Annotated in this window: 12 protein-coding genes; all 12 read right to left on the reverse strand. The window is 34.6% G+C overall.

What is annotated here, in order from left to right:
• Nucleotides 1-21 precede the first annotated feature (21 nt).
• Complete coding sequence (locus ND855_RS05435; protein WP_265357519.1) at nucleotides 22-999, reverse strand: hypothetical protein; 978 nt, start codon at nucleotides 997-999, stop codon at nucleotides 22-24.
• A 555-nt stretch (nucleotides 1,000-1,554) separates the two neighbouring features.
• Entirely contained in the window at nucleotides 1,555-2,292 is a 738-nt protein-coding gene (locus ND855_RS05440) for a hypothetical protein (protein WP_265357520.1), read from the reverse strand.
• A 522-nt stretch (nucleotides 2,293-2,814) separates the two neighbouring features.
• On the reverse strand, nucleotides 2,815-3,321 hold the full coding sequence (locus ND855_RS05445; RefSeq protein WP_265357521.1) for a hypothetical protein: 507 nt from the start codon (nucleotides 3,319-3,321) through the stop codon (nucleotides 2,815-2,817).
• 660 nt (nucleotides 3,322-3,981) lie between these two features.
• Nucleotides 3,982-4,617, reverse strand: a complete 636-nt coding sequence (locus ND855_RS05450) for a hypothetical protein (RefSeq protein ID WP_265357522.1) — start codon at nucleotides 4,615-4,617, stop codon at nucleotides 3,982-3,984.
• Between the two features lie 596 nt (nucleotides 4,618-5,213).
• A complete protein-coding gene (locus ND855_RS05455) occupies nucleotides 5,214-5,699 on the reverse strand; it encodes a hypothetical protein (RefSeq protein ID WP_265357523.1) in 486 nt (161 codons plus the stop codon).
• 655 nt (nucleotides 5,700-6,354) lie between these two features.
• Nucleotides 6,355-7,722 carry a hypothetical protein gene (locus tag ND855_RS05460; protein WP_265357524.1) on the reverse strand — a complete coding sequence of 456 codons (1,368 nt, stop codon included), beginning with the start codon at nucleotides 7,720-7,722 and terminating at the stop codon, nucleotides 6,355-6,357.
• 233 nt (nucleotides 7,723-7,955) lie between these two features.
• Entirely contained in the window at nucleotides 7,956-8,390 is a 435-nt protein-coding gene (locus ND855_RS05465; protein WP_265357525.1) for a hypothetical protein, read from the reverse strand.
• 56 nt (nucleotides 8,391-8,446) lie between these two features.
• Nucleotides 8,447-8,758, reverse strand: a complete 312-nt coding sequence (locus ND855_RS05470) for a DUF3892 domain-containing protein (RefSeq protein ID WP_265357526.1) — start codon at nucleotides 8,756-8,758, stop codon at nucleotides 8,447-8,449.
• Nucleotides 8,759-9,772: 1,014 nt separating this feature from the next.
• Nucleotides 9,773-10,078, reverse strand: coding sequence for a HigA family addiction module antitoxin (locus tag ND855_RS05475; protein WP_100721806.1), 306 nt, complete (start codon nucleotides 10,076-10,078; stop codon nucleotides 9,773-9,775).
• A gap of 12 nt (nucleotides 10,079-10,090) precedes the next feature.
• The gene (locus ND855_RS05480) at nucleotides 10,091-10,372 is read right to left on the reverse strand and encodes a type II toxin-antitoxin system RelE/ParE family toxin (RefSeq protein ID WP_265357527.1); all 282 of its coding nucleotides are present in this window, start codon (nucleotides 10,370-10,372) and stop codon (nucleotides 10,091-10,093) included.
• Between the two features lie 258 nt (nucleotides 10,373-10,630).
• Nucleotides 10,631-11,266: a hypothetical protein gene (locus ND855_RS05485; protein ID WP_265357528.1), complete on the reverse strand. Its 636-nt coding sequence runs from the start codon at nucleotides 11,264-11,266 to the stop codon at nucleotides 10,631-10,633.
• A gap of 587 nt (nucleotides 11,267-11,853) precedes the next feature.
• Nucleotides 11,854-12,426, reverse strand: coding sequence for a hypothetical protein (locus ND855_RS05490; protein ID WP_265357529.1), 573 nt, complete (start codon nucleotides 12,424-12,426; stop codon nucleotides 11,854-11,856).
• Between the last annotated feature and the right edge of the window lie 60 nt (nucleotides 12,427-12,486).

Raw genomic sequence — 12,486 nt, forward strand, 5'->3', positions numbered from 1 at the left:
AAGCGAAGCGGTTAGTTGCTGTTATGCGCCGTAAGTTGATTCTTTAACATTCATGCAAAAATTGAAATTTTCTTCATTGAATTGCTTTATGAATTTAAGAAGTTTTTTGTCGAAGGTTAAAATGTAATGTTCAGGTAGATAAATAAGTAATAGTGAGTCTGCTATATCATTTATTTTGATTTTCCTTCCAGATGTATAATAATCCAGTGCGAGTTCAACTTTATATCTGTATGATAATAGATAACTCGTATCTTCCATTCTAGTCATTAAAAAATTGGTAATATCTGCGCGATTTTGTTTAATAAAATTAATTGCTTTTTTAGGATAGTGAAATTTTTCATCTATTTGATCGTCGTTTTGAAATTTCTTTAAATATTCGGAGAGATCTAATTGTTCTGATACACATTTAGCGAAATAATCAATAATTTTATAATAAGCTTGGGTTAGGTTTTCAAAAGATTCGTTAACGAATTTTATTCTTCCGGTATTATTTGGGTAAAAATAAGCTGAAGTTATTTCATCTGAGAATTTAGGAATCAAATTTTGAATGATGTCCATTAGATAATGGAAATTTTTGAAGTCGAGTTCTGTTTCATTTTTCTCATCGATTTCTGTAATACCAGCCGAATATGCTAGTGTAAAATACAGTATCTGTATCAATATAGAGAAAGCTTTTGATATCAGTGATTCATTTTTACTCCGAAAAACGTTTTGTATTTTTTCCGTTTTATCATCAGATTCAAATATTGATTTGATTATTTCCGTAGTAGGAAATTGAATTTTGTTAGGTACTGAATCAATAATAGATATATTAAATTTTGAAATTAAATTTCGAGCAGGTATCGTGCCTAATTGAACTGCTAATTCATTAAAACAAACTAAGTTTGTAGCTAAGGTTTTTTTTTCTAAGGAATCTGAGGAGAATTGGATTGAGTTGATGAGATTAGATCCTTCAGGTTTACCTATGTTTAATAGTATATTTGTATCAAGTATTATCATTTAACTTATGGCGCATAACGAATCAGCCTTAACGACGTTCCGTGTCGCTGAGCCTCATAGAGGCGTTAGCGTAACACGGAATGTGCCTTCAGGCCGAGGGAGGGCCCCACAAAGCCTTGATTTCATCAGAAATCAAAGGCGCAGTGGAAAAGTGCCCGAGTGAGCGTTAAGGCGCTGTTAATTGCAGTTAGTTAGTATGGAATAAGATATAAGTCGAAAGGGTCCTACAATACAGCACAAATTTCTCTTAAATCTTAAAAAGCAAAAATCTTTAACAGCACGTTAATTGAGAGGAAAGCATTTATTGTTCTCTTTCAAAGCGTTAATCGACAACACCTTCTTAAAAAATTTGCGCGTTTTTTTCTGTAGATCAACTAATTGCAATTAACGAACTAGCCTTAACGACGTAGGCTGACCCTGAGTCCCGAATGGGACGTTAGGGACTGGCCACGACACTTGCGCAGGCAAGGGGAGTGCCAGAAGCCTATGTGTCGCAGACCGAGCGAGGGCGTAAGTCCCGAAGCGAAGCGTTAAGGTGCTGTTATGCGCTGAAGCTTACTTGAAAATAAAGCCAAAACCAAATTCACTAAATGTTTCGATTCTAGTATCAAAATTTTTAAAGACTGAATTCATTATTTGATCTCTGAAATGATCAGTTTGTGAATAAATTAGAATTTCTTGATTCACGTTCTGATAACTAGATCCTAACGCACTATAGTTTCTTGAAACTTCTCTTTTTTTAAAATACATAGAACCTATGGAGAAGTAAAAGAAATAGTCGGCATCAAAGATTAATTTATAACCTAATCCAGGAGAAATATAGAAAGCTGGTTCTAGTGAAAATTCTAATTTATTAAAATTAATAACAGGTTCTAAGTTTGGTTTACTTTCATAGAACATGAATTTAAGTCCTGAAGTAACGTTTGGTAAGTATCCAATAGATAAATTTAAAAAGAAAGGTGAATCAAGAAAAAAATAATTAAAAAATAATTGTCCCGAATTTTCATTATTTTTTGTATAAGATTTGTAACCTGCTATTGGTAATACACCAATTTCATCAAAATCATTTGATTTTGAAAATTGTATAGATCCACCGATTTCAAAGGAACTATTCAGGGTGTAAGTTAAACTAAGAAATGCGCCCAATGATGGATTAGAGAGATAATTAGTTCCAATAAACGTAGAATATTTTGATTCAGTTCTAAATCTCTGTTGTTTCTGAACGAAGCTTTCGGGTAATACTGGATAAGAAAAGATTAGAAAAAGAAATATTAATTTAATTAGATTTTTCATTTTGTTTTAAAATATATTTAAGCTTTTGCGCATAACGAACTAGACTAACCGACGTAGGCTGGCCCTGAGTCCCGAATGGGACGTTAGGGATTGGCACGACGCTTGCGCAAGCAAGAGAAGTGACAAAAGCCTATGTGTCGTAGACCGAACGAGGGCGTAAGTCCCGAAGTGAAGCGGTTAGTCGCTGTTATGCGACGTGAAATTTAGATGTCAAATGTTATACTAACATTCTTTTTGTAGCAATCCAAACAATCTGGTCTTGCTACTGAACTTTTATGGTTTTTCCCACAGCTATGACAGTAATTCATTTCAGCTTTGAATATTCTATTTTTTTGCCAATTAATATGACAGTTCCTGCATAAAGGTTGAAAAGGTCTTTTTTCCATTTGTTTTTTGCAAGATATACAGATTGAACTTTTATCAATATAGAAATCAAATATCCTGTCTGGTATTACTGTGAAATTGTTTGGAACAATATAATTTTCTAGGTCATATATGTGAATATAATTTGTTAACATATGTTCAATTGGTAAAATGTATGGATAAATATTTTTTGTGTTTTTCGTAATATATTCCTATACAGATTAATACTCTTTGTTTTGTGTTTAATTCTAGTAATCTGTTAAACTGATTTGAAGACAATATTTCGATTGTACCAATTTTTTTAATATTTTTTTCTAATATATTGTCTTCCTCATTCGCTCTTTTTTTCGATTCGTGTATTTTTACTATTTCATCTATTTTGTTTTGTATTTTTGTAATATTACGATACTTACATTCTAAGTAGAATTCGATATTTAGGTCACGATTTCGAAATTTAAAGTCAGGTAGTAATGAATCTTCGACAAAGTCTTCTGAATTTTGTTCATAATTATGAGTTTTATGTAATAGTTCATAAACATCCTTTGGAAATAATACTTCTCTTGTAAAATTTTCAAATTCTTCTCCGTTTAGAAAAGATTTTGGGACATTTAACTTAGTTCTCGTAACTTTTCTTAAAAAGTCTAAAATTTCATTTAGTTCATTCATTGTTTTATTTCATGTCGCATAACGAATCAGCCTTAACGACGTTCCGTGTAGCTGAGCCTCTAGAGGAGGCGTTAGCGTAACACGGAATGTGCCTTTAGGCCGAGCGAGGGCCCCACAAAGCCTAGATTTCATCAGGAATCGCAGGCGCAGTGGAAAAGAGCCCGAGTGAGCGTTAAGGCGCTGTTAATTGCAGTTAGTTAGTATAGAATAAGATATAAATCGAAAGGGTCCTACAATCCAGCGCAAATTTCTCTTAAATCTTAAAAAGCAAAAATCTTTAACTGCACTTTAATGGAGAGAAGAGCATTAATTGTTCTCTTCCAAAGCGTTAATCGACAACACCCTCATAAAAAATTTGCGCGTTTTCTTCTGTAGATTAACTAATTGCAATTAACGAACTAGTGTTACCGAAGTTCCCCGACCCTGAGTCCCGACGGGACGTTAGGGACTGGCATGCAGCTTGCGTAAGCAAGGCGAATGCCAGAAGGGGAATTTGGCGTAGCCCGAGCGAGGCCTTGTGCCGAAGCGTAGCGGTAACATACTGTTATGCGACGTATCAAAATTTATTGAAAAATCCTTATGTTATACTTTATGAAAATTACGATTAAACTATTAAATATAAAATTTTTGTAGTTTTATTCTAAATGGAATAAATTACATTCATTTTTTAATTTTTTTATCATTTTCCTGAATCAATTTACATATTTCTTTTCCAAGATTCGAACCGGTTTCGATACCAGGATCATGGTAGTAAAAAGTTTTGTATAGAGGAGCAATTGATCTAATCATGTTAAATTGAATTCGAAATAGTAAATCATTTCTATGTTCAGAATACGCAATTAATTCTGCTTCTGAATTTTCTTCATAATTATCTTCAAAATTATCAATCATCAAATTCAAATCAATTTTTCTTTCGTTTAGAGGGAATTTATCTTCAGATTTGTAATTTAGAAATTTATATTTTAAAAACTGGTATTTTATTGTAATGGAAGATAAGTTACAATTTTTTAATTCAGAATAAATTCCTTTCATTCCTTGGTTGTAACCGTTTCTTATTAAAAAGCCATCACCGAAGATTACGTTAATATTTGAATTTTCTTCAAATCTCTTATCAATTTTAACTTTGACAATAGAATTGAATTTATACTGATAGCATGAAAATAAATTGAATGTGAAAATTGTTAAGAGAAGAATATAGATCAGTAAAATAAGATGCTTTTTAATGATAAATTGCTTATTTTTAGAATTAAGACGATAAGCATTATGAATAGGATAATTTTCTTTCTCATTTTGCATGGTTAATATTGATTTGATTAATTCTTAATATTTAATTTCAGATTTTTGATATGGCGTATAACGAACTAGCCTTAACGACGTTCCGTGTAGCTGAGCCTCTTAGGAGGCGTTAGCGTAACACGGAATGTGCCTTTAGGCCGAGCGAGGGCCCCACAAAGCCTAGATTTCATCAGGAATCGCAGGCGCAGTGGAAAAGCGCCCGAGTGAGCGTTAAGGCGCTGTTAATTGCAGTTAGTTAGTATAGAATAAGATAAAAGTCGAAAGGGTCCTACAATCCAGCGCAAATTTCTCTTAAATCTTAAAAAGTAAAAATCTTTAATTGCACTTTAATGGAGAGGAAAGCTTAAATTGTTCTCTTCCAAAGCGTTAATCGACAACACCCTCTTAAAAAAATTTGCGCGTTTTCTTCTGTAGATCAACTAATTGCAATTAACGAATAGACTTATCGAAGTTTCCCGACCCTGAGTCCCAACGGGACGTTAGGGACTGGCATGTAGCTTGCGTAAGCAAGGCGAATGCCAGAAGGGGAATTTGCCGTAGGCCGAGCGAGGGCTTGTCCCGAAGCGTAGCGGTAAGTCGCTGTTATGCGAAGTGATTTATTGGCGAAAGCTATAAATATTATATCCAAGGTCTAATTGATCTGAGAGAGAGCCTCGGGCATTTTCATTGAAAGATTTCCAAACTGATTTAATAATTATAATTTTATTATTTTTATGATCAGTTTCTTTTATAAGTTTGTATAGGCCGGAATCTACTTTTTTCGGAACTAAATTTAAAAGTATAATTACAATCGACTCGAAGTAAGATCGAAGGATTTCATCATTTGATACATCTACTGTCTTTAATTTTTGAAATTCAATGTAAAAGATATCTTTCAATGGTTTTGAAATATATCGCTTTGTTTGATATATTTTATATGAAATTTCAATCACTCCCTGTGCAATTTTTTTTTTATCGCTATAACTTAGTTCTGAATTTATCGAATTTTTAATGGCATTAATTATATTTTCGTCAAATTTTTTAGGTAGATCGGATATTGATTTTATAAGGGATTTCAATTCTTCATCCAGATTATTTTCCATAGCTTTGTTATTAATTACTTTATATTTTTTTTTGGTATTTGATTAGCTCTAATTAATTTCAATTAATTGGATTTTTCTTATTAGGGTGAATTTTAAATCATTTCGCATAACGAATCAGCCTTAACGACGTTCCGTGTAGCTGAGCCTCTAGAGGAGGCGTTAGCGTAACACGGAATGTGCCTTTAGGCCGAGCGAGGGCCCCACGAGATCCAGATTTTTTCAGAAATCTGAGGCGAAGTGGAAAAGAGCCTGAGCGAGCGTTAAGGCGCTGTTAATTGCAGTTAGTTAGTATAGAATAATATATAAGTCGAAAGGGTCCTACATTCCAGCGCAAATTTTCTCTTAAATCTTACAAAGCAATATTCTGTAACTGCACATTAATGGAGAGGAAAGCTTTAATTGTTCTCTTCCAAAGCGTTCATCGACAATACCCTCTTAAAAAAATTTGCGCGTTTTCTTCTGTAGATCAACTAATTGCAATTAACGAATTAGCGGAGACGACGTTCCCCGACCCTGAGTCCCAGCGGGACGTTAGGGACTGGTCACTCGCTTGCGTATGCAAGCGAGTGCCAGAAGGGGAATGTGCCACAGGCCAAGCGAGGCCGCAAGTGCCGAAGCGCAGCGTTTCCGCGCTGTTATGCGATGTGGTCATTTGTTAACCGATAAAATGTTTTATTAGTTCGAACGGGGGTAAATTCTCACCTGCACCTGTATCAAGTTGATTTTCTGGTTCTTCGAATGATTTTGGTTTCTCTGTTTTGTTGACTTCTTCTGAAACGTCTTCACTAAATGAGTTGCCATAGACAGTTTTATAAGATTCAAAAAACATATTTGATTTTCTAAATTCTCTAAATAAAGGCCAGACATGATATGATTGTTTCTTAATTAATTCGCCTGTTTCACCTATTTGAAGCATAATTTTGCAGGCTTCTTCAAAATTATTTTTTAAAACGGATACTGCTAATCGAAAGTCCAATGCGCAAGCAGACCAGTCTTCTTTGTCTAAAATTTCTAAACATTTTTCTGTATTTCCTGAGAATTTTAATGCTATCCCATAATTTATTACTCTTATTCTTCGATCTAAATCCTTTATTTTATTTTCAACTGAAATTGCAAATTCGGAAAGGAGTATTGCCCTGTCATATCTTTCAAATCGTAATGACTCATAGATAGGCTGAGATAAATGTTCGTTTGCTTCATCGTTTTCATCTGGGAATATTTTTCGCCAAAGTGTTTGCCCTAGTTTTAAAGAAACTTCGTAAATTAAAGAACAGGCTATGGTAAAATATTCGTAATCAATATTTAATTTTTTACCTTCTATAATTTCGGAATCTAGTTCGAATTTATTTTCATTACATATTTTTATGTATTGTTTGGATACAATACCTTCGCAATGAGTTATTAAATTTCTCCTTTGACCCATTTCAACAAAATGGCTCCAATTCTGAAATTTTTTTAGGTTAATACCGAATTGCCTTTCTAAATGTTCAAATTGTTCGACATAGCTTTTTCTTCGAAATTTTTCAATTTCTTGATTGAGGACACTCTCTTTTAAATCTTCAAATGATTCATATTTCAAAATTTCAGATAGTGGAACTTCAATATTTAAGGTATCCAATAGCTCAGGTTTTTTTTGATAAATTGATTTTAGTAGATTTCCAGTAAATGCATCGAATGAAGAGAACAAACCAAGAAATAGACTTGTTAGTAGAGTAGATGGAAGATTAGATTCTTTTAGCCTCTCTATTAATAGAAGTGCCTCATCTGAACTAGCAGGCATTTCATTGGAAAAATATTCTATTCCATCGGGATCTTTTATCGTTGATGCTTTTTTTAATTCAATAAGAGAGGCATCCCACATATTCTGCTGCATTACAATTAAAGCTCGATATAATAAACGAGAAATAGCTTCAATATCTCGATAACTATGAAGTGCATGATTTATCGAATTAACTATTGGATGTTGTGAATTCTTATCTATATTTTCATTAGTTAATTTCGTTTTTTGTCCGTTTTCTTCCACGTTATTTCCTAATTTTATAATTTATATTTTATGAGAACAAAGTTTGACCATTTCGCATAACGAATTAGCGGAGACGACGTTCCCCGACCCTGAGTCCCGAACGGGACGTTAGGGACTGGTCACGTAGCTTGCGCATGCAAGCGAGTGCCAGAAGGGGAATGTGGCACAGCCCAAGCGAGGCCGTAAGTGCCGAAGCGCAGCGTTTCCGCGCTGTTATCTGCAGTGCCTCATAGTCACGAGTTGATTTTGAAAACACCTTGAATGTTTAGTCCGAGTTTGTTTGTTAGTATATAATTTCTAATGCTAAATAAGAGATCTGCTTGAATGTCTGGATTATTAAAATTGAAGCTTTTGAATAAGTTCTGAATATCTGTTGAACCTTTGTTGCTGATAGCTTCATAGAGTGTTTGAGCAGAAAAGCTTGGTTTCCATGTCGTATATCTTTTCTTTAATGAATTAAAATCACTATAGGCTTTTTCTGTAAATTTACCGTCTGCAATATATTTGTTGGATATCAATTCAGCTTCTATTTGTTCTTCAATTTTCCCAGTTGGGTTTAAATGTTTGAGAATTGCATTTAATGTTTGTTCTGATTCAGAGTTCTCTGGATCTTGCATTTTTACGACAAAATAGCATTGAGCAGCAACTGACATTACTTCTATTGACATTGATTATTTATCCTTGATATAACTAATTTAAAATTGTAATAAGATACTTATTTATGTTAGCAGATATATGTAGGGAGATTATCGAGATTATCTTTTTTAGTATTATTTTTATCGGTGCGAATATATTTTTCTCCTTCTATTTTTACTATTTCTACATTTGCCCCCTTACTCCAGTTCCCATCTTTGGCGATTATCGTAATAAAGCTATAATTACTTTCGATTTTATTAATTACTTGAATCCTGGTAAACTTTTCAATCGTACTACTTACTTTATCTCCTAAATCCTGACGTACTTCCACTTCTTTAATAGATGATTTATCTGATGTATAACAAACCTTTGAAATTAAATAATCTGCCCATTTACTCATTCTTTTACCTCTAACTATTAATTACTTAGAAATATTAAAATATTTCATTAATTGTGTAATAAATCGCATTAGTGAGGCATTGCAGATAACGAATCAGCCTTAACGACGTTCCGTGTAGCTGAGCCTCCTAGGAGGCGTTAGCGTAACACGGAATGTGCCTTTAGGCCGAGCGAGGGCCCCACGAGATCCAGATTTTTTCAGAAATCTGAGGCGAAGTGGAAAAGAGCCCGAGTGAGCGTTAAGGCGCTGTTAATTGCAGTTAGTTAGTATAGAATAAGATATAAGTCGAAAGGGTCCTACAAGCCAGCGCAAATTTCTCTTAAATCTTAAAAAGCGAAAATCTTCAACTGCACATTAATGGAGAGAAGAGCTTTAATTGTTCTCTTCCAAAGCGTAAATCGACAACACCCTCTTAAAAAAATTTGCGCGTTTTCTTCTGTAGATCAACTAATTGCAATTAACGAATCAGCCTTAACGACGTTCCGTGTAGCTGAGCCTCCTAGGAGGCGTTAGCGTTACACGGAATGTGCCTTTAGGCCGAGCGAGGGCCCCACAAAGCCTAGATTTCATCAGAAATCTGAGGCGAAGTGGAAAAGAGCCCGAGTGAGCGTTAAGGCGCTGTTAATTGCAGTTAGTTAGTATAGAATAAGATAAAAGTCGAAAGGGTCCTACAATCCAGCGCAAATTTCTCTTAAATCTTAAAAAGCAAAAATCTTTAACTGCACTTTAATGGAGAGGAAATCTTTAATTGTTCTCTTCCAAAGCGTTAATCGACAACACCCTCTTAAAAAATTTGCGCGTTTTCTTCTGAAGATCAACTAATTGCAATTAACGAACTAGCCTTCCCGAAGTTGTCCGACCCTGAGTCCCGGAACGGGACGTTAGGGACTGGCACGTAGCTTGCGTTTGCAAGCGAGTGACAGGAGGGCAATTTGCCGCAGGCCGAGCGAGGCCTTGTGCCGAAGCGTAGCGTGAAGGCGCTGTTATACGACGTCACCGAGGTAATAAAAAGAATTAAGAAGCTTTTGCTAGATCTTTGTAATTGTGAATACCGTTAAATTCTTTTTGTTTTTTTAACATTTCTTCTTCCAGATCATAATCATTTTGTAAACCAAGCCAGAATTGTGGAGTAGTTCCAAAAAATTTAGATAATCGTATTGCGGTATCAGCAGAAATCGATCTCTTGTAAAGTAGAATTTGACTGATTCTTGTTTGTGGAATACCAGTTTCCTTCGCAAGGCGATAGGCAGTAATATTCAATGGAGTAAGAAACTCTTCCGATAGAATTTGTCCAGGATGTATGTTTGCTAAACGTTTCATATAATCTCCTTATTAATGGTAATCAACAATTTCTACTAAAGAAGCGTTATTTCCGTCCCAAATAAAACAGATACGCCATTGATCATTAATTCGTATACTATGCTGGCCTTTTCTGTCACCTTTTAGAATCTCTAACTTATTTCCTGGAGGAATTTTTAAGTCTTCAATATTATGAGCATTATTAATCATCCTAAGTTTTTTTCTGCCTTGGTTCTGAACTTCAGTTGGTAAATCTTTAGAAAACTCACCTTTCCAAACTTTTTCAGTTTTCTTGTCGGCAAAACCTATGATCACAATCAAATACTAACGTATTGCGTCACTATTGTCAATAGTTATTTTATTCTTTGGGTAAAATTTTTGGTGATGTCGTATAACGAACTAGGGGAGACGACGTTCCCTGACCCTGAGTCCCGAACGGGACGTTAGGGACTGGCACGTAGCTTGCGCATGCGAGCGAGTGACAGAAAGGGAATGTGCCACAGGCCAAGCGAGGCCGGCAGTGCCGAAGCGCAGCGTTTCCCCGCTGTTATACGACGTGCCATATTTAGAGCATTATTGATTTTTAGGTCTATTTTTAGCCTTTGTAAATTTATCTTTAAAAAAATTGATTCTACGAGTAAATTTACCTGAATCATTTTGCTTTTTCAATGATTCTAGAATTTCTAAACAAAATGGCTCAAGATCTGTATTGTTTTCAAAATCTTCTTTGAAAAGTAGATCAAGTTTACCTTCTGCTAACTCTAAAACGGTATAAAGATTTGCTTCGTAATCTGATTCTAGATAACATTTTATAGCTGAAAGATAACTTTCAAGAGCTAATTGAGGAAATGTGTTATTAACATTTCCTTCTAAGTGGTATAAACCGCCAGTAGCACTATTAATTTTTTTTTCATAAATTTCTAACTTAGCTGTGATAGTTGTTTCGATCGTTTTTTCTAATGTTTTTATTTCTTCTTGTATTTCGCTAATTAATGTTTGTTTTAATGTTTCAATTTTTTTTTCTAGCCGAATTTCGAAATTTATTTCATCTAATTTGAATGATTTCTTTTGAAACCAATTTACGGCAATTGGTACTATTATTCCAAGAAAACCAAGTAGCGCTGAAAATGATACGATTAGTTTAAGCCATGCAGATTCATAGAATAGTTGAACGCGATCTATTATTAGAGATAAATTTTCTATTTCCATACTTTGTTCCTTTTTTAATATGATTTTATGGCATGTCGTATAACGAATCAGCCTTAACGACGTTCCGTGTAGCTGAGCCTCCTAGGAGGCGTTAGCGTTACACGGAATGTGCCTTTAGGCCGAGCGAGGGCCCCACGAGATCCAGATTTTTTCAGAAATCTGAGGCGAAGTGGAAAAGAGCCTGAGCGAGCGTTAAGGCGCTGTTAATTGCAGTTAGTTATTATAGAATAAGATAAAAGTCGAAAGGGTCCTACAATCCAGCGCAAATTTCTCTTAAATGTTAAAAAGCAAAAATCTTTAACTGCACTTTAATGGAGAGGAAATCTTTAATTGTTCTCTTCCAAAGCGTTAATCGACAACACCCTCTTAAAAAATTTGCGCGTTTTCTTCTGAAGATCAACTAATTGCAATTAACGAACTAGGGGAGACGACGTTCCCTGACCCTGAGTCCCGAAAGGGACGTTAGGGACTGGCACGTAGTTTGCGAATGCAAACGAGTGACAGAAAGGGAATGTGGCGTAGCCCGAACGAGGCCGTTAGTGCCGAAGTGAAGCGTTTCCCCGCTGTTATACGAAGTGCCCTGAGTTTTAAGGATTTTCTGATCTATGCATACCATCTTTTATTTTTCTTAAAGCGCCACTAAAGCAGAATATTTCTGGTTTAAATTCATCTTTTCGTCCAATTTTGGTAGAGAATTTGCTGACTTGTTTCCTAAATTTTTTCCACCAAATTTCCGTTGAGATATTAGCAGGAAAACCAATAATTCTATAATGATTACCAATCCATTCAAATGAGGAAAGTCCAATTTTATTATTATCAATGTTAGTTTTATTATTGAATTGAATTATTCCAACATGTCCTGGGCCAAAATATGGACTAGTTGAATCATCGCCAGTTCGTTTTTCTTCCCATCCATCAAAAGGGTTAAGTATGAATTCTATATTATCTGATTCTTCAGTCAATAATGGGAGAGGTCCACTTGGTATATGCCATAAACAATAACTATTCAATCCATAATCATCAATTTTATCTTTCGCAATCCATTTATTCCGTTTATTAAATCCGTTATTAACAATAAATGCAATTTCAGAATCATCGTTTAATAAATTAATTATAAACTTTAAATCTTCTTTATCTAAATAGATTGGAATCCAGGGCATTCGTTTTCCTACTTTATGTGTGGGTTTAAAATAAGATTTTAGGGCATTTCGTATAACGAA

Source organism: Leptospira paudalimensis (genome assembly GCF_026151345.1).
GTDB lineage: Bacteria > Spirochaetota > Leptospiria > Leptospirales > Leptospiraceae > Leptospira_A > Leptospira_A paudalimensis.

Excerpts from the sequence above, each read along its gene's own strand:
- ND855_RS05490 (WP_265357529.1), bottom strand. The coding sequence starts at position 12,426 with ATGCCCTGGATTCCAATCTATTTAGATAAAGAAGATTTAAAGTTTATA.
- ND855_RS05445 (WP_265357521.1), bottom strand. The coding sequence starts at position 3,321 with ATGAATGAACTAAATGAAATTTTAGACTTTTTAAGAAAAGTTACGAGA.
- ND855_RS05485 (WP_265357528.1), bottom strand. The coding sequence starts at position 11,266 with ATGGAAATAGAAAATTTATCTCTAATAATAGATCGCGTTCAACTATTC.
- ND855_RS05450 (WP_265357522.1), bottom strand. The coding sequence starts at position 4,617 with ATGCAAAATGAGAAAGAAAATTATCCTATTCATAATGCTTATCGTCTT.
- ND855_RS05470 (WP_265357526.1), bottom strand. The coding sequence starts at position 8,758 with ATGAGTAAATGGGCAGATTATTTAATTTCAAAGGTTTGTTATACATCA.
- ND855_RS05455 (WP_265357523.1), bottom strand. The coding sequence starts at position 5,699 with ATGGAAAATAATCTGGATGAAGAATTGAAATCCCTTATAAAATCAATA.
- ND855_RS05440 (WP_265357520.1), bottom strand. The coding sequence starts at position 2,292 with ATGAAAAATCTAATTAAATTAATATTTCTTTTTCTAATCTTTTCTTAT.
- ND855_RS05465 (WP_265357525.1), bottom strand. The coding sequence starts at position 8,390 with ATGTCAATAGAAGTAATGTCAGTTGCTGCTCAATGCTATTTTGTCGTA.
- ND855_RS05475 (WP_100721806.1), bottom strand. The coding sequence starts at position 10,078 with ATGAAACGTTTAGCAAACATACATCCTGGACAAATTCTATCGGAAGAG.
- ND855_RS05435 (WP_265357519.1), bottom strand. The coding sequence starts at position 999 with ATGATAATACTTGATACAAATATACTATTAAACATAGGTAAACCTGAA.